Source organism: Azonexus sp. IMCC34842, from assembly GCF_050368855.1.
GTDB lineage: Bacteria > Pseudomonadota > Gammaproteobacteria > Burkholderiales > Rhodocyclaceae > Azonexus > Azonexus denitrificans_A.
The window spans coordinates 853441-875036 of record NZ_CP178449.1 but is presented as its reverse complement, the minus strand read 5'-3'; the positions used below and the strand labels follow the sequence as shown (position 1 = coordinate 875036).

Annotated in this window: 20 protein-coding genes; 9 read left to right on the top strand and 11 right to left on the bottom strand. The window is 64.7% G+C overall.

Annotation, left to right across the window (positions count from 1 at the left end; translation table 11 throughout):
- The first annotated feature begins 95 nt into the window (after positions 1-95).
- Positions 96-1256 carry an NnrS family protein gene (locus ACLIKD_RS04050; RefSeq protein ID WP_428827268.1) on the top strand — a complete coding sequence of 387 codons (1161 nt, stop codon included), beginning with the start codon at positions 96-98 and terminating at the stop codon, positions 1254-1256.
- Entirely contained in the window at positions 1256-1708 is a 453-nt protein-coding gene (locus ACLIKD_RS04045) for a YaiI/YqxD family protein (RefSeq protein WP_428827267.1), read from the top strand. Before ACLIKD_RS04050 ends, ACLIKD_RS04045 begins: the two co-directional genes overlap by 1 nt.
- On the opposite strand, the gene ACLIKD_RS04040 is transcribed toward ACLIKD_RS04045, so the two are convergent.
- Complete coding sequence (locus ACLIKD_RS04040; protein WP_428827266.1) at positions 1709-3406, bottom strand: AAA family ATPase; 1698 nt, start codon at positions 3404-3406, stop codon at positions 1709-1711.
- Positions 3407-3579: 173 nt separating this feature from the next.
- Here ACLIKD_RS04040 and rlmF point away from each other — a divergent pair, with 173 nt between their 5' ends.
- Entirely contained in the window at positions 3580-4653 is a 1074-nt protein-coding gene (rlmF, locus tag ACLIKD_RS04035) for a 23S rRNA (adenine(1618)-N(6))-methyltransferase RlmF (protein ID WP_428827265.1), read from the top strand.
- Here rlmF and ACLIKD_RS04030 read toward each other — a convergent pair.
- A complete protein-coding gene (locus ACLIKD_RS04030; RefSeq protein WP_428827264.1) occupies positions 4650-5345 on the bottom strand; it encodes a helix-turn-helix transcriptional regulator in 696 nt (231 codons plus the stop codon). The genes rlmF and ACLIKD_RS04030 overlap by 4 nt on opposite strands.
- 145 nt (positions 5346-5490) lie before the next feature.
- Between ACLIKD_RS04030 and ACLIKD_RS04025 the strand changes: the two genes are divergently transcribed.
- Complete coding sequence (locus ACLIKD_RS04025) at positions 5491-5859, top strand: VOC family protein (protein WP_428827263.1); 369 nt, start codon at positions 5491-5493, stop codon at positions 5857-5859.
- An 87-nt stretch (positions 5860-5946) separates the two neighbouring features.
- Complete coding sequence (gene asd, locus ACLIKD_RS04020; protein ID WP_428828378.1) at positions 5947-6801, top strand: archaetidylserine decarboxylase; 855 nt, start codon at positions 5947-5949, stop codon at positions 6799-6801.
- A gap of 36 nt (positions 6802-6837) precedes the next feature.
- On the opposite strand, the gene ACLIKD_RS04015 is transcribed toward asd, so the two are convergent.
- From ACLIKD_RS04015 to ACLIKD_RS03980, 8 genes are all read right to left on the bottom strand, one after another.
- Positions 6838-8106, bottom strand: coding sequence for a mechanosensitive ion channel family protein (locus ACLIKD_RS04015; protein WP_226472725.1), 1269 nt, complete (start codon positions 8104-8106; stop codon positions 6838-6840).
- Entirely contained in the window at positions 8103-9365 is a 1263-nt protein-coding gene (locus ACLIKD_RS04010) for an RsmB/NOP family class I SAM-dependent RNA methyltransferase (RefSeq protein WP_226418980.1), read from the bottom strand. Before ACLIKD_RS04010 ends, ACLIKD_RS04015 begins: the two co-directional genes overlap by 4 nt.
- Complete coding sequence (locus ACLIKD_RS04005; protein ID WP_428827262.1) at positions 9362-10327, bottom strand: DUF3108 domain-containing protein; 966 nt, start codon at positions 10325-10327, stop codon at positions 9362-9364. Before ACLIKD_RS04005 ends, ACLIKD_RS04010 begins: the two co-directional genes overlap by 4 nt.
- 6 nt (positions 10328-10333) lie before the next feature.
- Positions 10334-10981 carry a phosphoribosylglycinamide formyltransferase gene (purN, locus tag ACLIKD_RS04000; protein WP_428827261.1) on the bottom strand — a complete coding sequence of 216 codons (648 nt, stop codon included), beginning with the start codon at positions 10979-10981 and terminating at the stop codon, positions 10334-10336.
- Positions 10978-11685, bottom strand: coding sequence for a hypothetical protein (locus ACLIKD_RS03995; protein WP_428827260.1), 708 nt, complete (start codon positions 11683-11685; stop codon positions 10978-10980). Before ACLIKD_RS03995 ends, purN begins: the two co-directional genes overlap by 4 nt.
- Complete coding sequence (locus tag ACLIKD_RS03990) at positions 11685-12326, bottom strand: DedA family protein (RefSeq protein WP_226418976.1); 642 nt, start codon at positions 12324-12326, stop codon at positions 11685-11687. Before ACLIKD_RS03990 ends, ACLIKD_RS03995 begins: the two co-directional genes overlap by 1 nt.
- A 110-nt stretch (positions 12327-12436) precedes the next feature.
- Positions 12437-12652 (bottom strand): hypothetical protein, encoded by a 216-nt coding sequence (locus tag ACLIKD_RS03985; protein ID WP_428827259.1) that lies wholly within the window; start codon positions 12650-12652, stop codon positions 12437-12439.
- Positions 12653-12862 (bottom strand): hypothetical protein, encoded by a 210-nt coding sequence (locus ACLIKD_RS03980; RefSeq protein WP_226418974.1) that lies wholly within the window; start codon positions 12860-12862, stop codon positions 12653-12655.
- Positions 12863-12995: 133 nt separating this feature from the next.
- Here ACLIKD_RS03980 and ACLIKD_RS03975 point away from each other — a divergent pair, with 133 nt between their 5' ends.
- Genes ACLIKD_RS03975 through ACLIKD_RS03965 form a run of 3 tightly spaced genes read left to right on the top strand, consistent with a single transcriptional unit; the run spans position 12996 to position 18573 of the window.
- A complete protein-coding gene (locus ACLIKD_RS03975; RefSeq protein WP_428827258.1) occupies positions 12996-13949 on the top strand; it encodes a LysR substrate-binding domain-containing protein in 954 nt (317 codons plus the stop codon).
- A gap of 58 nt (positions 13950-14007) precedes the next feature.
- Complete coding sequence (gene mutL / locus ACLIKD_RS03970; RefSeq protein ID WP_428827257.1) at positions 14008-15849, top strand: DNA mismatch repair endonuclease MutL; 1842 nt, start codon at positions 14008-14010, stop codon at positions 15847-15849.
- Positions 15850-15873: 24 nt separating this feature from the next.
- Positions 15874-18573, top strand: a complete 2700-nt coding sequence (locus tag ACLIKD_RS03965; protein ID WP_428827256.1) for a bifunctional diguanylate cyclase/phosphodiesterase — start codon at positions 15874-15876, stop codon at positions 18571-18573.
- A 35-nt stretch (positions 18574-18608) separates the two neighbouring features.
- Here the strand turns inward: ACLIKD_RS03965 and ACLIKD_RS03960 are convergent, their stop codons facing one another.
- Positions 18609-20018 carry a DUF805 domain-containing protein gene (locus ACLIKD_RS03960; protein ID WP_428827255.1) on the bottom strand — a complete coding sequence of 470 codons (1410 nt, stop codon included), beginning with the start codon at positions 20016-20018 and terminating at the stop codon, positions 18609-18611.
- Positions 20019-20133: 115 nt separating this feature from the next.
- On the opposite strand from ACLIKD_RS03960, the gene ACLIKD_RS03955 reads away from it, so the two are divergent.
- Positions 20134-21582, top strand: coding sequence for a rhomboid family intramembrane serine protease (locus ACLIKD_RS03955; protein WP_428827254.1), 1449 nt, complete (start codon positions 20134-20136; stop codon positions 21580-21582).
- Positions 21583-21596: the final 14 nt, after the last annotated feature.

Sequence of the window (21596 nt, the reverse complement as noted above, 5' to 3'; positions counted from 1 at the left end):
TTCTTGCTTGCCCGCTCTGGGATAAATCAAGTCGACACGCACCGGACATCGCTAGACTTGCTGCTTTGAACACCAGTCGCCGTGAAAGGTTCGCCATGCGCTTCATCAACCCCCCCCTCTGGCTGGTCGGCTTTCGTCCGTTTTTCGCGCTGGCCTGCCTGGCCGGGATGACCCTGCCGGTCGCCTGGGCACTGATCTTCAGCGGCCTGATGCCGGCCCCGGCCGCCACCTTCACCGCCGTTCAGTGGCACGCCCACGAAATGTTTTTCGGCTTCGGCTGGGCGGTGCTCGGCGGCTTTCTGCTGACCTCGACCAAGAACTGGGTGAATATTCGCGGCTACCATGGGCCGGCGCTGATGCTGCTGGCCGGGACCTGGATCCTCGAGCGAATCGGCATGAGCTTTGGCGGCAACTGGCCGGCGCCGTTGCCGGCAATCGCCAACAATCTGTTTCTCGGCAGCATCGTCGCCATGCTGCTGTGGACGCTGATCCGCCACCGCGCCCGCGACAGCTATCGCGACAACGTATTTTTCCTAGTGTTGCTGCCGGCCTTCCTGGTCGCCAAATACCTGATGCTCTACGGCAACGATTTCCCGGCCGGCTACAGCATGGCCATCGGCCTGTTCCGGCTGGCCTTGCTGGTGATGCTCGAACGTACCCTGACCGGTTTCATGAAAGCCGCCTTCCAGGCCAACATCCTGCGCCAGCCGAAACTGGACATGCCGATCAAGCTGCTCGGCCTGCTGCTGGTCGTCGAATTCGCCTTGCCCCGGCCATTGACCGCGGCAATCGCCTTCGCGCTGGCGATTCTGCTCGGCATCCGCTTCGTGTTCTGGAAACCGCAACTGGCCTGTAAACGGATCGACATCGGCATCATGTACGTCGGCTATCTGGCCATCGTCGGCCAGTTGCTGATCGAGGCGCTCGGGCATGTCTGGCAGTTCGTCTGGATCGGCTCACTGTCCGTCCATCTATTCACTTTCGGCGCGATGGGCACGGTCATTCCGGCGATGATCATCCGCATTTCCAAGGGCCACACCGGGCGCAAGGTGGTTTTCGACCGGCTCGACAAGCTGGCACTGTACATCATGCTGGCCGCCCTGCTGGTCCGCGTCGTCGTGCCGCAGATCTACCCGGCCGGCTACCTGCTGTGGATACAATTGTCGGCCGCCTGCTGGCTGGCCTGCTTCGGCATCCTCGGCTGGCGTTATATTCCGATTCTTTTCCAGGCCCGCCTGGACGGCAAGGAGCACTGATGCAGATCTGGGTCGATGCCGACGCCTGCCCCGGCGTCATCAAGGAAATCATCTTTCGCGCCGCCGAGCGGCTGAAAATCCGGACCATCCTGGTCGCCAACCAGATGTTGCGGACGCCGCCGTCGCGTTACATCCGCGCCATCCAGGTGCCTTCCGGCTTCGATGTCGCCGATCGCCATATCGTCGACCAGCTCGCCCCGGGCGATCTCGTCGTCACTGCCGACATCCCGCTCGCCTCGGGCGTCATCGCGCGTGGTGCCCATGCGTTGAATCCGCGCGGCGAGCTGTACACCACGGCCAACATCCAGGAACGCCTGACCATGCGCAACTTCATGGAAGAACTGCGCAGTGCCGGCATCGAAACCGGCGGTCCGGCGGCGCTCGGCCAGGCCGACCGGCAAGCCTTCGGCAATGCGCTCGACCGTTTTCTGGCGAAATACGCCGGCCAGTAATCAGGCAGCCACTTCCATACCGCGAAAGATCGAACAGCGCCGGAAAACGTCGACCGTCGGCGGCAGCGCTTTCTGATTGCAGTATTTGGTCACCAGCTTGGCCAGCCCCTTGATGTCGCGGCCGGTAGCTTCGGGAAAGATATCCGGCAGGCGTTCGAGCAAGTCGGGTTCGATCAGCAGGCCGAACTGCTCGGTCATCACGCCCCAGATTCGTCGGCGATCTTCACGCCCCGGCGGATGGAACTTGATCAACGCGATGCAGCGCGAAACGATCGCCTCGTCGATATCGTCGACCCGGTTGGTGGTCAGGAACAACAGCCCGTTGAAATATTCCAGCACACGCAGAAAGACGCCGACCACGGCATTCATCGTGATGTTGTCGTCACGCTTCTTGATGTAAACATCGGCCTCGTCGATCAGCATCACTGCGCCCCAGCGCTGGGCACGGGTCAGCACTTCCTTGAGCGCCGTTTCCATCGCCGCGACGTTCAGCCCCAACTGCCCGGAATGCACGCGGTAAAGCGGCCGCTTGATGATTTCCGAGTACACCTCGGCGGTCAGCGTCTTGCCAACCCCGGCCGGCCCGGCACAGAGCACGGTGGTGCCGCCCGACTTGCCGGCGACGATGTCGTCCATCAGCACGTCCATCTCGGCGGTCAGGATGTCGATCAGGTCGGTCTGCTCGGGCGGCAGCACCAGCTTGTCCTTGAGTTCCGGCTGGTAACGATAGGGCTGCATGTCGTCGACATGCACCCACAGGTAATGGTGCAGTTCGAGGTGGAACATCAGCATGTAGAAATGCACTGGCAGTTCGGTGAACATACCCTTCGGCAGCGTCGCCTGGGTCGCCTCGACCTCGGCTTCGTCCTTGCCGGACAGCCGCGAATTGCGGGCGACCCGGCGGACGAACTTGCTCATGATGTCGCCGGTCGCATCGAGCGCCAGCACCCGTTCGCCGAGAATGCTCTCGTCGTTCACCAGGCGAGCCGCCGAGCCGGTCGACGACAGGATGATCAGGTCCTTGCGCGAATAATCGGTGTCGCGATGCGTCGCCGTCGGGTTTTCGGCAAAGTAGCCGACGCCGGAGCCGGAGAATTGCGCGCCGTATTGCGCCCGCCAGTCGAAATAGCGCACAGCCGTTTCGTCGTAGCTTTTGAGCAGGGCCGGCGTTTCCTTGACGAAGCCCTTGGCGGCGAAGATTTCGGCCACCGTCCGGCCGGCCACATCCGGCCCGGCAATGCGCAGCGTCGCCGTGGCCAGCCGCGCCTTGGCGTTGGCCTTCAATTCGATGAAAACCTTGCCGGTTTCCTCGTCCGACGGCGGCGTGAAGTCGAGCCGGGTCACGACGTAGGCCAGCGGCTTGCCGGTGACGTGGGCGGAAAACACCCAGCCGCGGCTTGAATCTTCCGCCAGGTAACGGGCGATGGCCGGGACCAGCATTTCCAGGTCTTCGGCTGCAAACCGGGTACCAGCATCGTGCAGGGCTTTCTGAAGGGTGGCGATCTGCGCGGCGCGGGCGCGCAATTCCGGGCCGCCGTCGGCATACAGGCCGCGGAGAAAATCGAGTTCCCCATCGCTCAGCAGGTTGAACGCCAATTCGACCTTGTTGCCGAAGCGCAACTGCTCCTGCACGAAAGCCAGCCGCGGAAAGGCCTCGATCATCGCGGCGATGTGCGGCCGCTCGATTTGCAACTTCATGCTGGTCACTCCCTAGAGCATCGTTGCCTGACCTTCAGCGAATTCCATGCCGAGCGGATTACGCGGCGAAAACCGCTTTCAAACAATAACTTGCCGCAAAACGGGCTTTGTCGTTCTTGCGACAATCATTCCGTGGGATACTCCGCCCCCTCCCCAAAAATCGGAAAAACGCAATGACGGCCCCCGCCCAGAAACCCGGACTGCACCCCCGCAACAAGAATGCGGCCGGCTACGATTTCGCCGCGCTGACTGCGGTCGCGCCGGGCCTCGTCAAGTTCGTGATCACCACCAAGGCGGGCACGCCAAGCATCGATTTCGCCAACCCGAGCGCCGTCAAGGCCTTCAACCGCGCCCTGCTCGCCCTGCACTACGGCATCAAGGGTTGGGAAATTCCGGCCGGCTACCTGTGCCCACCGATTCCCGGCCGCGCCGACTACATCCACCATGCCGCCGACCTGCTCGCCACCTGCAACAAGAAAGTCATCCCGACCGGGGCCGGCGTCCGCGTCCTCGACATCGGCGTCGGCGCCAACTGCGTCTATCCGCTGATCGGTGCCGCCGAATACGGCTGGCACTTCCTCGGCGTCGATATCGACGAAGCGGCGCTGGCCAATGCCCAGATGATTCTCGGCAAAAACGAGCAGTTGGCCGGCATGATCGAACTGCGCCACCAACCGGTGTGGGACAACATCTTCACCGGCCTGCTGCGTTCCGGCGAAAACTTCGAATTGAGCATCTGCAACCCGCCCTTCCACAATTCGCCGGATGACGTACATGCGGTCAGCCAGCGCAAGTGGAACAATCTGAACAAGCCCGGCGCCAAGAAGGGTGCGGTGCAGCAGCCCCGCCTCAATTTCGGCGGTGGCGGCACCGAACTGTGGTGCAACGGCGGCGAGCGCGCCTTCGTCAAGAACATGATCGAACAGAGCGCCAATATTCCGAAGCGGGTGATGTGGTTCACCAGCCTGGTCTCGCAAGCCGACAACCTGGTGCATATCGAAGCCGCGCTGAAAAAGGCCCGGGTCGTCGAATCGCGCACCATCGCCATGGCCCAGGGCCAGAAGCAGAGCCGCTTCGTCGCCTGGACCTTCTGCGGCAACGGCGAACGCGAGAAATGGCGCAAGGAACGCTGGTCGGTTGCAGCGCCCACCGCCGACCAGGCACCGCGCTTCCCGGTCAGCGTCAGTGCCGAACCGGCCACCGCGACGCCGCCGACGGAACTGCCGCTGGCTGGGAATACCGACTAGGCTTCACCCTCGCCGCGCGCCGTGCTCAGGTAGTCGCGCCAGAGATGGCCGTACCGGTCGTCGAAAGTTTCGCTGAGCAGTTCGACGCTCTTGATCCGGTCGACCCGGAAAGTCCGGAAGGCCTGGCGCAGCTCGCACCAGGCCCCGAGCGTCCAGCAATGCCCCCAGAAAACCAGACCGAGCGGCAGCAGCGTGCGTTGTGACAGCTCACCGTCGGCCCGCCGGTAGCTGACCAGCACCTTGCGGCCGCTTTCCATGCCGGCCCGCAACTGCGCCATCGGTTCGCGCAGCGGCGCCGGCTGCAGGCAATCGAGCGCCAGGAAGCGCCGGCTCGCCGCGCCGACCTTCTCCTCCAGCGCCCGCGGCAGAACGGCCTCGATGCGCGCCATCGCTTGTTCCGCCGCCTTGCCCAGCGCAGAATCGCCCCAGGCTTGGACCAGCTTGGCGCCGACCACCAGGGCTTCCAGCTCGTCGCCGGCAAACATCAACGGCGGCACCTGGTAGCCGCGGCGCAGGCGATAGCCGACGCCGGCCTCGCCATCGATCGGCGCCCCGGATTTCACCAGATCGGCGATATCGCGGTAGATGGTCCGCTCGGAAACCTCGAGCGTCGTGGCCAGCGTGGCGGCCGTAACGACGCGGCCGTGGCGGAGCAGCAGGATGATCTGGAACAGTCGGTCGGCCGGGCGCATGTCATGACGGGGAAAACGGGAATTTCAGCATAGCACGCCGTTTCGCAGGGCCGGCAATGCCTCCTGACACTATGCTGTCAGGAGCCCCCGGCCAGAATGCACGGCATCAACGGCATCCCGCCGCTGAATTACCAAGGAGCACATCATGGACAATCCGCTACGCTGGTTCGAAATCCCCACCGCCGACCTCGACCGGGCCGTCACCTTTTACCAGACCATCCTCGCCATCGAACTGCGCCGAGAACACTGTGGTGGCGGCAACATGGCCATCTTTCCCTACGCCGAGCCCTACCCAAGCGGTGCGCTGGTCGCCATGCCGCAGCTCGAACCGCGCGACAACGGCACGCTGATCTACCTCGACGGCGGCGCCGACCTCAATGCCGTTCTCGAACGCATTCCGGCGGCCGGCGGGACGATCGTCATGGCCAAGACCGACCTCGGCAACGGCATCGGCCACATCGGCCTGTTCATCGACAGCGAAGGCAACCGGGTCGGGGTCTACTCGCTGCACTGAGCCCCGGTCGCCCGGCGGCAGGGCGAAGGTAGGATGCAGGGCGGCTAGCCCTTATAATCGCGGGCTCCCGTTTTCATGGCTGCCACTGTGTCCGATCGCCTTGCCGTCCTGCCCCAATACCTGCTGCCGAAACAGGCGCTGACCATCCTCGCCGGCAAGCTCGCCGCCAAGGAGGCTGGCAAATTGACGACCAGCGTCATCCGCTGGTTCGTCCGCCGCTACAACGTGAACATGGCCGAAGCGGCCAATCCGGACATCGCCGGCTACCAGAGTTTCAACGAATTCTTCACCCGGCCACTGCAGGCCGGGGCCCGGCCGCTTGCCGATGCGGATTTCCTCTGCCCGGTCGATGGCGCGATCAGCCAGTTCGGCGCCATCGAGCGCGACCAGATTTTCCAGGCCAAAGGCCACAGCTATTCGACCACCGCGCTGGTCGGCGGCGACCGCGAGCTGGCGAAGAAATTCGAGAATGGCAGCTTCGCGACGCTCTATCTCTCGCCGCGCGACTACCACCGCATCCACATGCCCTGCACCGGCAAGCTGCTGCGCATGATCTACGTGCCCGGCGCGCTGTTCTCGGTCAATCCGACCACGGCGCGCGGCGTACCCGGCCTGTTCGCCCGCAACGAGCGCGTCGTCTGCGTTTTCGAGACGGCGAGCGGTCCCTTCGTGCTGACCCTGGTCGGCGCCACCATCGTCGGCAGCATGGCCACCGTCTGGCACGGCATGGTCAATCCGCCGCGCCCGGGCGTCGTCCGCGAATGGCGTTACGACGACCGCAACATCGTGCTGCAGAAAGGCGACGAGATGGGCCGTTTCCTGCTCGGTTCGACGGTCGTCATGCTCTTTCCGAAAGCGGCCCTGACCTTCAATCCGGACTGGGCGCCGGCCGGCCCGGTGCGCATGGGCGAAACGATGGGCCGCACGCCAACCCAGGTCTGAACCCGCTCGCTAACCGGCGGAGCCGCGGCCAGCGGCTTACTCCGCCGGTTTTTCCTGGATGAGGCGGACTTCGCGCTGCGGGAACGGAATCTCGATGGCGTGGGCGCGGAAAATGCGCCAGATGGCGAGGTTGATGTCGGACACGACATTGCCCTTGCCCTCCTCCGGATCGCTGATCCAGAAGCCGAGTTCGAGGTTGATGCTGCTGTCGGCGAACTGCGTCAGAAACACCTTGGGCGGCGGATCGGCCAGGACGCGATCCTGGGCGCTGGCGGCCTCGGTCATCAAACGCATCGCCAGGTCGATATCGCTGTCGTAGGCAACCCCGACCACCGTCGTCAGACGCATCCGGGTATCCGAATAGCTCTGGTTCTGGACCACGCTGCTGATCAGCGTCTCGTTCGGCACGATGAACTCGGTACCGCCCGGGTGCTTGAGCACTGTGTAGCGCGTCGTGATCTGCGTCACCTGCCCGACATCGCTGCCGACCTGGACGATGTTGCCGAGCCGGATCGAGCGGTCGAGCAGGATGATGAAGCCCGAGACATAGTTGCTGGCGATTTTCTGCAAGCCGAAGCCGAGGCCGACACCGAGCGCCCCGGTGAATACCGACAAGGCCGTCATGTCGATGCCGACCAGCGACAGACTGGCGACCAGCGCGATCACCGTCAGCAAGGCCCGGGTAACCCGGATGCCGACGATGCGCAGGCTGGAATCCATCGATTCGACACGCATCAGCCGGGCTTCGATGACGCCGGCCACCCACAAGGCAAAAACCACGGTCAGGAAGACGGTGACCACGCCGTGCGAGATGGTCCACAAATCGAAGCGCTGCTTGCCGATGGCGAAGTCGACCTGCTCCAGCGCTTCGATCGCATACGGTGCCAGATCGGTGATGTAGAGCGCCATCCAGCTCCAGACCACGGCGGCGATGATGCGCTCCCAGGCGGTCAGCCAGGTGGCGCGAGGGAAGGCCTGGCGAAGCACGAAAACCACGCTGCGCACCAGGGCCATCGAGCCAAGCAGCGGCAGCGCCAGCTTGAGCAGATTGACGTGGAAAAAAGGTTTCAGGGCCAGCCGGGTCAGGCCGACCAGGACCATGCCGGACAACGGGAAAGCCAGCCGTGATCCGGCATCGCTCAGCCGTCCGGCGCCCTCGACATGGCGCCCGCGCCACCAGCGCTCGATCAGGAAAGCGGCAGCCAGACAGACGAGAAGGGCAATGACCTGCCAGATGAAATCGGGATCCCGAAAATCATCCCGCAGATCGTTGAACAGCCTCAGCGCCTCGCTGGCCTGACTCATGCCTTCTTGTCCAGAACGGCGGCAAAGAAGCCATCGGTGTTGTGCTGATGGGGCAACAGGCGCAGATAGTCGCCTTCCAGCGCGATGCCGTGCCTGGCCAGCACCGTCGCGGCCGGGGTCAGCGTGAATTCCGGATGGCTGGCCAGGAAGGCTTCGATGATCGCGTCGTTCTCGGCGGTCAACAAGCTGCACGTGGCATAAACCAGGCGACCGCCCGGGCGCACCATCTTGGCCGCGGCATCGAGGATGGATGCTTGCTTGACGGTCAGCTCGGCGACCGAGGCTTCACTCTGCCGCCATTTCAGATCCGGATTGCGGCGCAGGGTGCCGAGACCGGAACACGGGGCATCGACCAGTACGCGATCGGCCTTGCCGGCCAGGCGCTTGATCTTGGTATCGCGTTCATTCTCGATGCGCGCCGGATGGACGTTGGACAGGCCGGAGCGGGCCAGCCGCGGCTTCAGCTTGGCGAGGCGCTTGTCGGACACATCGTAGGCGTAGAGGCGGCCGGTATTTTTCATCATTGCGCCGAGCAACAGGGTCTTGCCACCGGCGCCGGCACAGAAATCGACGACCAGCTCGCCGCGTTTCGGCTCCATCAGGTAGCCGAGCAACTGGCTGCCTTCGTCCTGAACCTCGAAGGTCCCTTCAAGAAACAGCGCATGCTTGGCCAGCGCCGGCTTTTCGCGCAGGCGCACGGCAATCGGCGACAACGGGCCGGGAATGGCGGCGATGCCCTCCTCGGCAAAACGGGCCAGCAGGTCTTCCCGGTTGGTCTTCAGCGTATTGACGCGCAGATCGAGCGGCGCCGGCAGGTTCAGCGCGGTCGCCAGCTTGACCACTTCCTCGGCGCCGAATTGCGCTTCCAGCGCGGCATACAGCCATTCCGGCAAATCGCAGCGAACGGCCGGTGAAAACTCGCTTTCCGGCATTGCCCGGGCGGCGGCCAGCCATTCCTCTTCGTTCGCCTTCAGCACCGGCGCCAGTTCGCGCTGGCTCCAGCCGCGAATCACCGTCAGCGCGACAAGCAAGCGGCGGCGATCCGACAACTGGCCGGCGCACCGCGCTTCCAGGCTGCGCCCCCGGCGCAACACGGCAAAGACCGTTTCGGCGACAAAAGCCCGGTCGGCATGGCCGAGTTCGCGGTGCTCGCGGAAATAACGCGAGACGACGGCATCGGCCGGATGCTCGAAATTCAGCAACTGGCCGAGTACGGCTTCGGCATGGGCAAACAGGGCGGGGGTAAAACGAGCTTTCATGGCAATCCTAATTCGGTGGCGACCTGCTCAAAGCTTTCGCCCTTTTTATCTGTAAAACGAATTTTAACCGGCAAGCGGTGATGATCGAGCGCGATCCAGATTTCGGTGACGTTATCGGTCTGCGCCCGCAGATGCAGCGTACGGAAATGGCCGGCCGGCACGTCGATCTCCTCTTCGCCGAGCGAATCGAGCCCGTAGCGCTCGTATTTCTTGCCGGTGACGACACCGATCGAACTGCCATCCTCCGGCTTCTTCAGGTAGGCGAGCTGGAAATTGAGCGACAGGATGTCCTGGGCGCCGGGCGCAATCGGCCGGACGCTGCCATCCCGGGACAGGCGCACGGCGCCGGACGACCAGTCGAAATCGGCATTTTCGTTGGCGTCCTGGCCATTCTTCAGGCTGCGCAGGGTTTCCGGCTGCAAACCGCCGGCCACCAGCCGGCCGCGGCTTTCGATCTCGAGGCGCACCGGCTTCAACAGGGCGGCCAGACCACTCGTTTCGGTCGTCCCGGTCAGCCGATAGCTGCCATCCTCGGCGAAGACCCAGCGATGTTCGGCGCGGCCGACCTGGAAGCCGAGCGACTCCTTGAAGATGGCGAAGCGGATCACGCCCTCCGCCGGAAGCACCGGCCTGGCCGGTGGCGGCGGAGACGGCACGACGGGTTCGGCAACGGACGTTGCCGGGACGGTTTCCGGCACCACATCAGGCTCGGGTTGCGCCGGCACGGTGGCCGGTGCCGGCCGGGCACTCGCCAGAGTATGTTTTTTTGCCGCCTTGGTCCGCGGCGGTTTGCTTTTTAACCGTGGCGCTTCGACCGGCGCGGCGGGCGGTGGCGGCTGCAACTCGGCCTGTAGCGGCGCCGGCTCCGGGCCGCCGCCGAACAACTCGACATCCGTCCCGAACAAGGCCGCCCCGTGGATCGCCAACGAGCCGATCAGGGCCAGGACGAAGACGATCGGCATTGCCGCTCAGCGCACCTCGGGCGAAATCAGCACGGCGCTGTCGGCCGTATCGGCCGCCAGACGTACCCGCCCGTTTGCCAGCTGCAATCTGTCTTCGGCAAACCAGCGCACCGCCTGCGGGTAGATCCGGTGTTCCTGCTCGAGCACCCGGGCGGCCAGGCTGCTTTCGCTGTCGCCGTCGAGCACCGGCACGGCGGCCTGGATGATCACCGGACCGTGATCGAGCGCCGGGGTGACGAAATGCACGGTGCAGCCATGAATCCGCACGCCTTCGTCGAGCGCCCGCTGGTGGGTGTGCAGACCGGGGAAGGCCGGAAGCAGCGACGGATGGATGTTGATCAGTCGGCCGGCGTAATGGGAGACGAAGCCATCGCTGAGGATGCGCATGAAGCCGGCCAGCACCACCAGATCGGGCGAAAATTGATCGATGCACTCGGCCAGCGCGGCGTCGAACGCCTCGCGCCCGGCAAAGCCCTTGTGGTTGATGAAATGCGTGACGATCCCGGCCCGGGCCGCCGTCTCCAGCCCCGGAGCATCCGGCCGGTTGCTGATCACGGCGGCGATGCGGACCGGCAGATTGCCGGCATCGCGGGCGGCGATCAAGGCTTCCATGTTGCTGCCGCGGCCGGAAATCAGGATGACGATATTCTTCATTTCAAAAAACTCACCGGTAAAAAAATTGTGCTGACGACCGAATGGCCCAGCCGGGAAACGGTTCGGCCATTGCGGTCGGCAACGACCTTGGCCATGAAATCGAGCAGGCCCATCAGGCGGCCGAATTCGCGCTCGAAGGACAGGTTGCGGTTGGCCGGATCAAGCTCGTTGGCGAGCAGGAACAGTTCGCCCGCCGCATTGCGGTCGTTGCCGAGTTTCCACACCGCCACTTCCATATTGCGGGCGCAGTTGAACAGCTTAGTTTCGTCGAGGCTGTCGAGCACGTAGAACTCCGCCTTGTGGTCGAAAGCGGCGTCGGCCATGGTCAGCAAGCCGAGCATCAGCGCCGCCACCCGGTCGCCGCTGTAGGTTTCGCTGAAAGCCAGCGCCGCCGCCTTGCCTTCGCGCAGGCCGCCGAGCTCGGGCAGGCTGCGGTAATGGCGCATTTTCAGCCGTTCCAGCGCCGCCTCGCGGCTGTCGACGCCGGCTTTCTTCCATTCCTTCGGATTGCGCCGATACAGTTTGTCGGCGATCAGCATCAGGCCGCCCATCACCTCGGCGCGATTGGTATCGGCGAAGCGATCGACCTCGGTCTTGGCCAGGTATTTGACATCCATCTCGGACGTCGTCCGGCCATCCTTGCCCAACTTGGTGGTGCACGCCGGCAGCGCCAGGATGAGCAGGACGGCCAGCCAGGCGGTCATCAGGCCGCCTTGCTCTTGAGGTACCCGACGCCAACCGGAATCAGCGAGAAAACGACGATGCCGATGATGATCAGCGACAGATTGGTCTTCACCCAGGCGATGTTGCCGAGCCAGAAACCGGCCAGACAGAGCGAGGCCACCCAGGCCAGCGCACCGATCAGGTTGAACAGCGTGAATTTGGCGTAGGACATCGCACCGATCCCGGCGACAAACGGCGCGAAGGTGCGGAACAGCGGCAGAAAGCGCGAAATGACTAGCGTTTTGCCGCCGTGTTTTTCATAGAAGGCATGCGTCTTGATCAAGGCATCGCGATTGAAGAAACGCGAGTTTTCCCAGTGGAAGACTTTCGGCCCGAGAAAACGGCCGATCTGGTAATTGACCGTATTGCCGAGGATGGCCGCCGCCGCCAGCACGCCCATCAGCACGAAGATATCCATGCCGCCCTCGCCCAGCGCGGCCAGTGCGCCGGCCACGAAGAGCAACGAATCGCCGGGCAGGAAAGGGGTCACGACAAAACCCGTTTCGGCGAAGATGATGAAGAACAGAATGCCGTAGATCCACAAGCCGTATTGCTGAACCAGCAGCATCAGATGCTTGTCGAGGTGCAGGATGATTTCGATGAACTGCGCGATGAATTCCATACGGGTAACCGGGGTCTGGGAACAGACCGGAATTTTACCCCAAGGGTTGGCCGCCGGCCGTAGCGAAGCGACAGCCAGCCCCGGCCATCGCCGAGCCTGACTATGGACGTCTAGACCGCGCGGGAAGCCGAGGCCGAATCGAGCAGTTCCCGGAAGCGGCCAAGCGCCGTGGCGCAGGCGCTGCCCCCGGTTTCGGCCGCCGACTCGCCGACGGCGCGCTGCCATAGACGCAAGGCGGCTTCGTCATCGAGCCCGGCCTGGCGGGCAAACCAGGGCAATACTTTCGGGGCGCGCAGAGCCGTCAGCTGACGCTGGAACTCGCCCACTTAAAACACCGGATTGATGAATACGTCTTTGAAGTAGGCATCGACGTCGTTCTTCAGCGGACGGAGACCCGGCAGGAAGTTGCGCGAGTCGCCGGCAATGGCGAGCGGCGCGTCGGCTTCGCCGTTGAAAATGCTGGCATAGTCGACGGTTTCCGCGTCCTTGCAGCTCTGCTGGCCGAACGCATGAGCGAAAAATGATTTGATGGACATTTGCTGTACTCCTTTTATGACCTGCTTTGTTTGCTAATGGAAATATAGGAGTTATGCTGCACTGCAGCAAACAATCGTTTATTATGTTCGACATTAGATATACTTAACTCGATGCCTGCCTTGGGAGTTTGTCGTGGCCTACCGTCTACCTCCCCTTTCCACCTTCCGGACCTTTGAAGCGGCAGCCCGCCAGCTCAGTTTCAAGTTGGCGGCGGCCGAGCTGCACGTCACCCCGGCGGCGGTAAGCCAGCAGATCAAGGCGCTCGAAAGCTATCTCGGCGTCTCGCTGTTTGTCCGCCGGCCGAACGGACTGCGGCTGACCGAAGACGGATCGGCGATGTACCCGAAAATCCGCGATGGCCTCGACTCCTTCGCGGCGGCCGTCGAAGCGACCCAGCATCGGCGCCCCCCGGCGCTCAACGTCACCGCCCCGCCGGCCTTTGCGACGCGCTGGCTGGTACCGCGCCTGGCCCGCTATTCCGCCGCCAACCCGGCGGTAGCGATCCGCATTTCGAGCAACCCGGACAACATCGATGGCCAGTCAAGCCAGCCCGTGCCGCACAAGGAACTGATCGACCCGCGCCGCGACACATGCGAGGTCGAGATCCGCTACGGCAACGGTCATTACCCCGATCTGCTGGTGGAAAAGATGCTGACCCCGGACTACGTACTGGTCTGCAGCCCGCGCCTGCTCGAGGGCGAAGGGGCGCTGCGCACGCCGCAGGATTTGCACCGGTATACCCTGATCCACGACGAATCGATTCCCGCCGTCGACCAGCGGCCGAGCTGGCGGCTATGGCTGAAGCTGGCGGGCGTCAGCGGTATCGACAGCGAACGCGGGCCGCGCTTTTCCAACTCGATCATGGTTCTCGAAGCCGTTATCGAAGGTCAGGGCGTTGCCCTCGCCCTCCGCCAGCAGGTCGAGGCGGACGTCCTGGCCGAACGCCTGGCCATCCCGTTCGGCATCAGCATGCGCTCGGCCTATTCCTACTACCTCGTGATGGCCAAAGCGGTGGCCGAACAGCCGGTGGTGCAGAGCTTTCGACAATGGTTGCGGGCCGAGATCGGTCCGCTCTACGGCGACTGAGGCGGCCGGCGCGCGAAATCGCGTTCGTCCTTGCCGGGCAATCTGGGATAATCCCGGCATGCCGACGATTGCCCGCCTCCCCGACCTGCTGATCAGCCAGATTGCTGCCGGCGAAGTGGTCGAAAGACCCGCCTCCGTTCTCAAGGAACTGCTCGAAAACAGCCTCGATGCGGGCAGCAAGGCCGTCCAGGTGCATCTCGAGGAAGGCGGCGTCAAGCTGATCCGCATCACCGACGACGGCTGCGGCATCGCCAAGGACCAACTGGCCCTGGCCCTGACCCGGCATGCCACCTCGAAGATCGTCTCGCTCGACGACCTGGAACGGGTCGGCACCCTCGGTTTTCGCGGCGAGGCGCTGGCTTCGGTCGCCTCGGTCGCCCGCCTGGCGATCAGCAGCCGCGAGCGCGGCGCCAGTCATGCCTGGAAGCTGAAAGCCGAAAGCGGTGCCGAGCCGGAACCGGCGGCGCTGATGGCCGGCACCGTCGTCGAGATGCGCGACCTCTATTACAACACCCCGGCCCGCCGCAAGTTCTTGAAGGCCGAGGGCACCGAATTCGCCCACTGCGCCGACGCCGTCAAGCGCCTGGCACTGACTCGCCCGGATGTCGCCTTCAGCCTGACCCACAACGGCCGCAACCTGTTCCAGCTGGCCCCGGCCGACAGTGCCCGGCGCATCGCCGACATCCTCGGCGACGAATTCCTCGGCGCCGCCCGCCGCCTCGAAGCGGCCGCCGGGCCGCTGGCCATCGCCGGTTTCGCCGTCGACCCGACGCGCGCCACCGATACCAAGGACGGCCAGTATGTCTTCGTCAATGGCCGCTACGTGCGCGACAAGATCATCAGCCACGCCCTGCGCGAAGCCTACCGCGACGTGCTGCACGGCAGCCGCCAGCCGGCCGTCTGCCTGTTCATCAACATCGACCCGGCCCTGGTCGACGTCAATGTGCACCCGGCCAAAACCGAAGTCCGCTTCCGCGATTCGCGCGCCATGCACCAGTTCGTCTTCCATGCCATCCAGCGCACGCTGGCGACGGCGGTGACCGCGGAAAACCGCGAATTCTCGGCCCCGACCGGCGCTTTTCCCGAGGCTCCAGCGGACCTCCGGCAAGCGGCGACCGTGCCGAGCAGCTCCAGCTACGCCGCGAACTACCCGCCACCGCTGCGCCACCAGATCAGCCTTGGCGTCGCCGAACCGGCCGCCGCCGCTTACCTCGCCTTCGCCAAGGCCACCCAGCATCTTGGCAGCCCGGCCTATGCCTCGGCCAATCCGGCCGGCGCCCCGCAGTTCAGTCCGGCCGAACCGGCAGAGCAAGACGGCCCGCCGCTCGGCTACGCACTGGCCCAGCTGCACGGCATCTACGTGCTGGCCCAGAACGCCCGCGGCCTGGTGCTGGTCGACATGCACGCGGCGCACGAACGCATCCTTTACGAAAAGCTGAAGACCGCCTTCGACAACCGCCAGATCGCCACCCAGGCGCTGTTGATCCCGGCCGTCTTCTCGGCTGAGGCGCTCGATATCGCCGCCGTCGAGGAACACGCGGAAGCGCTGGCCGAGCTCGGTTTCCAGATTGCCCCGCTCGGCCCCAACCAGCTCGGCGTGCGCGCCGTGCCCGCCCTGCTCCAGTCCGGCGATCCGGCCGCCCTCGCCCGCTCGCTGATCGGCGAACTGCGCGAGCATGGCATCACCCAGCAGGCCACCGCCCGGCGCAACGAACTGCTCGCCACCATGGCCTGCCATGGCGCGGTGCGGGCCCGCCGGCAACTCACCGTGCCGGAAATGAATGCCCTGCTGCGGCAAATGGAAGAAACCGAGCGCGCCGGCCAGTGCAATCACGGTCGGCCGACATGGACCGAACTTGCGCTGGATCAACTCGACAAACTTTTTCTGCGCGGACAATAGGCCCATTTTTCGCCTATGACCGCCATGGATAGCGAACCGCCCCACCCGCATTCATCGGCCGACCGCAGCACCGAGTCTTCGCGACGTATCGTCATCATTGCCCTCGGGGTGGCGGCTTTCTGCACCTACGTCGGGCTCGGCCTGGTCGGCCTCAAGCAATCCTACGACCGCGAAATGGAGTTCGCCCGGCGCAGCCAGGAAAACCTGGCCAAGGTGCTGGAAGGCCATGCCCGGAGCACGGTAGACAAGGTCGACACGGTACTGATGGCCGGCCAGTTGCGGCTGAACCAGGCCTTCGCCGGCGAAGCGATGGATACGGCGACGATCAATGCAACGCTGTCCCGCTACCTGGCGCTGATCGACGAATCACAAAGCCTGCGCATCGCCAATCGGGACGGTCGTTTCATTTACGATTCCTCGGGCGAAATCGCCACGGCCCGGATTGCCGACCGCGCCTATTTCCTGCGCAACCAGGCCGAGAACAGCGGAAAACTGGTGATCTCCGAACCGCTGTTCGCCCGCATCACCAAGAACTGGGTGATCACCCTGAGCCGGCGCCTCAACGACCGCCACGGCAATTTTGCCGGTCTGGTCCAGGCCGCCGTGCGCGCCGACCATTTCGAGGCCTTCTACGCGGCCCTGCATCTCGGCCCGAGCCACAGCGTCACGCTGATCGATGACCAACTGCGGCTGGTCGCCCGCTACCCGGCGGCAGCCGAAAAACTCGGCCAGGCGATCGACAGCGCCACACTGCGCCAGCTGGTCAACGGCGGCAGCGGCCAGGGCGGCCTGTACACCGCGCACTCCGGCGTCGATGGCGTCGAACGCCTGTACGCCCTGCGCAAGGTCGGCGACTACCCGCTCTATGTGCTGATCGGCCACGCCACCACCGATTACCTCGCCAACTGGTATCAGCAGGTTTTCTGGGGCGCCGTCAGCGCCTGCATTCTGGCCGTCGTGCTGGCCGGCTGGATCATCGTCTGGCTGCGCACCTACGACAACGCCCGACGCCTGGCGCGCGGCATGACCGAAGCCTACGAAACGACCATGCGGCGGACCCGGGCGCTGCTCGATAGCCTCCCCGACCCAGCCTGGCTGACCGACCGCAACCAGCGGATGATCGCCGTCAACGAGGCCTACTGCCAGGTCAGCGGCCGGCGCGAGACGGAAATACTCGGCCGCACCAGCGCCGAAATCTGGCCGGAAGAAACCGCCCGCGCCCTGCAACAGCAGGATGCCGAGGCCCTGAGCAGCCGCCGGCAGCAACGTCGCGAAGCCAGCCAGGAAGTATTCACCGGCGGCCGGCGCCACTTCGAATACATCTCCACCCCGGTTCTCGACAAGGCCGGCGGACTGGCCGGCGTCGCTGGCGTGGCGCGCGACATCACGCAGTTGCACGAAGATCAGCAGCGCATCCGCTACCTGGCCGAACACGACATTCTCACCGACCTGCCGAATCGGGCGATGCTCGGCACCAGCATGGCGCTGGCGCTGGCCGATGCGCTCGGCGAGCAGGCGCAAATTGCGCTGCTGTTCCTCGATCTCGATAACTTCAAGTTCATCAACGACACGCTCGGCCACGAAGCCGGCGACCAGTTGCTTCTGCTGGTGGCGCAACGCATGCGCGCCAATCTCGACGAGCGCGACACGATCAGCCGCCAGGGCGGCGACGAATTCGCCGTTCTGCTGCAGGGCTTCAGCAACCTGTCCCGCGTCGCGATCATCGCCCAACGGCTGATCGACTGCATCAACCAGCCGTTCCAGATCGCCGGCCAGGAACTGCTGGTCGGCGCCAGCATCGGGATCAGCGCCTACCCGCAGGACGGCGCCGACATCGGCACGCTGCTGAAAAATGCCGATACCGCGATGTACCAGGCGAAAGAAGCCGGCGGCAATGCCTACCGCTTCTTCACACCGGAGATGAATATCCGCATTTCCGAACGCGTCGCACTGGAAAACAGCCTGCGCCGCGCCATCCTCGGTCAGGAATTCCGTCTCCACTACCAGCCGCAGGTCGATGGCGCGAACGGCAAACTGATCGGCCTGGAAGCCCTGATCCGCTGGCAGCACCCGGAACGCGGCGAAATACCGCCCGGCCGTTTCATTCCGATCGCCGAGGAAAGCAACCTGATCAACACCATCGGCGAGTGGGTGCTGCGCGAAGCCTGCCGGCAGAGTCGGAGCTGGCTGGATCAGGGCTATCCGCCGGTGGTCATGGCCGTCAACCTGTCGGCCGTGCAGCTTCGTCAGCGCAACCTGACCGCCCAGGTCAGCGCCGCCCTGAGCGATTTCGGCCTTGAAGCGCACTGGCTGGAACTGGAAATCACCGAAAGCGCCTTCATTCGCGACACCGAACTGATCATCGAGATGCTGCACGAACTCAGCAAACTGGGCGTCAAGCTGTCGGTCGACGATTTCGGCACCGGTTATTCCAGTCTCGGTTACCTGAAACAGCTGCCCTTCACCCGGATCAAGATCGACCAGTCCTTTGTCCGCGAACTGCCAAACAACGAGGACGACGCCGCCATCATCCGGGCCATCGTCGGTATCGCCGACAGCCTGCAGAAGGAAGTCATCGCCGAAGGCGTCGAGCATCCGGCGCAGCGGGATTTCCTGCTCAGCCACGGCTGCCGGCTGATGCAGGGCTTCTATTTTGCCCGCCCGCTGACCGCTGCCGCCCTTGAACCCTGGCTGGCCGGCGAGCAGACCTTTCCCCCAGGCTAAGCGGCCAACCCTTCCTCGACCACTCTACCGGGCCGTCACTGCCCGGCTTCCTGACGCAGCAGGCGATGCACCTCGCCGATATCCGGATTGCCCGGCAACACCTTGCCGTTCACTTCCAGCACCGGCAGATTGATCCGGGCCTGCCCGTCGCCGGCAATGATCGAATGCAGGCGCTCGGCCGCCCCGTTGTCGCTATCGACCGCGTACAAGGTGTAAGCCAACCGGTTGGCATCGAGCCAGGCGCGCATCCGCTCGCAATCGGTGCAACCCGCGATAACGTAGAGGTCAATCCGGTTGTTCCGGGCGTAATTGACCGGCGCTCCCGGCTCGGCCGAATCTTCCTCGGCCTCCGCGGCGACGGCATCGCCCTGGCCAACCCGCATCGCCTGCAGGAAGCGCCCGGTCATTTCCGGATTCTGCCCGATACCGCGGAAGGTCAGGCCGGACAGCACGGCCAGGGCGAGCAGGGCCATCATCACCCGCGCCCCGCCGCCGGCCGGCACCATGCCATGATCGTTTTCGTCCTCATCGCCGCCGATGAAAAGCAACGCCAGCGCCATCAGGGCGCCGAGCAGCGGCACCAGCGCAACCAGCGCCAGCCAGCCGGTCCGTCCGGTATCGTGCAGACGCAGCGCGATGCAGCGCAGACTGTAAATCAGCGACAAAAACAGTCCGAAGCCAACAAACGCCGGTTTTCCGACGTATACCGCGAGCACTACGAAAGCCAGCCACAGCGCACTGCTGACCAGCGAGCCGGCGAAATAGTCGAGACGACCGAGCCGCCCGGCGAAGCCGATGCCGATGACGGCCGCCTGCACTGCGCCGCTGGCCGGCCGTGAGCCGCCCGGGGTCGACCGGCGGGCCGCCAGCTCGGCCGCCCGTTCCTCGCGCGCCTGCGCATCGGCCGCCGCCTGGGCGGCGAGAAAGCGCGGCATGTCGAGGCCGCATTGCCGACATAGCGTGCGCTTCGGCTGTGCCGCGCCACATTTCGGACAGACCACTTCGCCACCGGCCGCAGCCGCCGGGGCCGCCCCGTCTTGTACGCCGGCCGGCGAGGCGCTCGCCTCGGCGACCGGGCGGGGAGCGATCAGTGCAAACAATTCGTCGCTGGTAGCGGTAACCGCCGGCGGTAGCTGCGGATCAGCCGGCGAGACAGGCGGCAATTCGGGGGGCCGTTCCGGCGTCGCGGCGACCGGTGTCGGCACGATGGCCGCGGCAAGCGGCTCGATGCTCGCTTGCAGATCGACTGAACGCAAGCGGGAAGCCAGTTTTTCGGCCGCCTCGGCGGTCGCGCTACGGGCCACGACGACCGGCTTGCCGCTGAGCATGCGATCGAGTTGCTCGCCCTGCAGACGGAATTCCCGCCCGACCTTGTCTTTGATATCGGCAAGCGCGCCGCCGGAAAGCGTCCGCCCGGACAAAACCACCCTGTATTGTTGTGTCATTTTTTTGAATTTGGATACCCGACCAGCCGGCATTCTGCGCCGAATCATGCAGTTTGACTAATGGGCGGGCAGCGGCCACGTATAATCCGCGGACTTCCCCGCCATCCCGCCTGTCATGCTGATTCTCCCACTTCCGGCCCGTCACGACTGGACTCGCCCGCCGCTGGCGACCATCCTGATCATGATCCTGTGCCTGATCGCCTTCCTGATGCAGGGCAGCGACCAAAAACGTTCGGCCGACGCCTGGCGCTTCTACCAGCAATCCGGCACGGCGCAGCACGAAATGACCGCCTACCTGGCCGACCTCGAACAACGTGGCAAGACGGCCAAGGCCGCCGAAGTGCGGCAGCAGGCAGCGCGTCACGATCCCGCCGTCTTCCAGACAATGGAACGCGACTCCGATTTCATGCAGCGCCTGCGCAGCAATCGGGTGATCACCGCAAGCCATGCCGATTTCCCGATCTGGCGATCCAACCGGACCCGTTTTGAAGCCTTGCGCGCCCGCATCGTTACGGAGCGCTTCAGTCTGAACGGACACGACCCGAGCCTGGCGTCGCTGTTTACCCACATGTTCCTGCATGGCGACATCATGCATCTGAGCGGCAACATGGCCGTGCTCTTCGTCGTCGGTTATACCGTCGAAGCGGCGCTCGGCCCGCTCGGCTTCCTCGGCCTCTACCTGATCGGCGGCCTGGGGGCGGCGCTGCCCGACCTGCTGGTGCCGGCCACCGCCTACAGCTATTCGCTCGGTGCCTCAGGCGCCATTTCGGCGGTGATGGCAGCCTACCTGGTGTTGTTCGGCCGGCGGCGAATCGATTTCTTCTACTGGCTGTTTTTCGTTTTCGGTACGGCCCGCTGGCCGGCACTGGCCATTCTGCCAGTATGGCTGGCCAACGAATTGCTGCAGAATTTCGTCTTCGACCGCGGCGGCCACGTCAATTACATGGCGCATTTCGCCGGTTTGCTGAGCGGCGCGCTATTGATCGGCGCTTACCGCTGGCGCCGCCAGGGCCAGAGCGCCGCGCTGGTGCACCGCCAGGACGCCGACCAGGCACGCCTGCTCCAGCAGCGAAAAGCCGAACAACTGGTCGCCGAAATGCAGTTCGGGCCGGCCGCACTGGCTTACCGCAAACTGCTCGCCGAACACACAGCGACCGATCCGCGAATCGTCGAGGAATACCTGCGCATCGCCCGTCTTGCCCGCCAACCGGAACTGCTGACCGACGCCCAGCGGCAGCTGCTGAAGGCCGCCGCCGACCAGCCGCGATCGGTCGATCCGACACTGCTGGCCGAGGCACTCGACGCCATGCCGCGCGCCTTGCCGAAACTGACCGTGGCGCAGTGGGAAGGCATTGCCGGACGACTGATCGTCAGCGGCCAGCTGGATACCGCCGAACGCCTGTTGCTTCGCCTGATGTCCCATCCGGACAACCGGAGCGCCGCGCTGCGTCAGGCCGACCGTCTGGCCGACGCCTTCATCGCCATCGGCGATGCCGAGCGGGCCGCGCTGATGCGCCGTCTTTCCGGCAGTCGGCTCGCCGCGCCGGCCGCGTCCGCCGAATAAGGCACGGTCTGCTG

Bases quoted from the DNA above. Each gene is read 5' to 3' on its own strand.
- ACLIKD_RS04050 (WP_428827268.1), top strand. From the start codon at position 96: ATGCGCTTCATCAACCCCCCCCTCTGGCTGGTCGGCTTTCGTCCGTTT.
- ACLIKD_RS04045 (WP_428827267.1), top strand. From the start codon at position 1,256: ATGCAGATCTGGGTCGATGCCGACGCCTGCCCCGGCGTCATCAAGGAA.
- ACLIKD_RS04040 (WP_428827266.1), bottom strand. From the start codon at position 3,406: ATGAAGTTGCAAATCGAGCGGCCGCACATCGCCGCGATGATCGAGGCC.
- rlmF (WP_428827265.1), top strand. From the start codon at position 3,580: ATGACGGCCCCCGCCCAGAAACCCGGACTGCACCCCCGCAACAAGAAT.
- ACLIKD_RS04030 (WP_428827264.1), bottom strand. From the start codon at position 5,345: ATGCGCCCGGCCGACCGACTGTTCCAGATCATCCTGCTGCTCCGCCAC.
- ACLIKD_RS04025 (WP_428827263.1), top strand. From the start codon at position 5,491: ATGGACAATCCGCTACGCTGGTTCGAAATCCCCACCGCCGACCTCGAC.
- ACLIKD_RS04015 (WP_226472725.1), bottom strand. From the start codon at position 8,106: ATGAGTCAGGCCAGCGAGGCGCTGAGGCTGTTCAACGATCTGCGGGAT.
- ACLIKD_RS04010 (WP_226418980.1), bottom strand. From the start codon at position 9,365: ATGAAAGCTCGTTTTACCCCCGCCCTGTTTGCCCATGCCGAAGCCGTA.
- ACLIKD_RS04005 (WP_428827262.1), bottom strand. From the start codon at position 10,327: ATGCCGATCGTCTTCGTCCTGGCCCTGATCGGCTCGTTGGCGATCCAC.
- purN (WP_428827261.1), bottom strand. From the start codon at position 10,981: ATGAAGAATATCGTCATCCTGATTTCCGGCCGCGGCAGCAACATGGAA.
- ACLIKD_RS03995 (WP_428827260.1), bottom strand. From the start codon at position 11,685: ATGACCGCCTGGCTGGCCGTCCTGCTCATCCTGGCGCTGCCGGCGTGC.
- ACLIKD_RS03990 (WP_226418976.1), bottom strand. From the start codon at position 12,326: ATGGAATTCATCGCGCAGTTCATCGAAATCATCCTGCACCTCGACAAG.
- ACLIKD_RS03980 (WP_226418974.1), bottom strand. From the start codon at position 12,862: ATGTCCATCAAATCATTTTTCGCTCATGCGTTCGGCCAGCAGAGCTGC.
- mutL (WP_428827257.1), top strand. From the start codon at position 14,008: ATGCCGACGATTGCCCGCCTCCCCGACCTGCTGATCAGCCAGATTGCT.
- ACLIKD_RS03965 (WP_428827256.1), top strand. From the start codon at position 15,874: ATGGATAGCGAACCGCCCCACCCGCATTCATCGGCCGACCGCAGCACC.
- ACLIKD_RS03960 (WP_428827255.1), bottom strand. From the start codon at position 20,018: ATGACACAACAATACAGGGTGGTTTTGTCCGGGCGGACGCTTTCCGGC.
- ACLIKD_RS03955 (WP_428827254.1), top strand. From the start codon at position 20,134: ATGCTGATTCTCCCACTTCCGGCCCGTCACGACTGGACTCGCCCGCCG.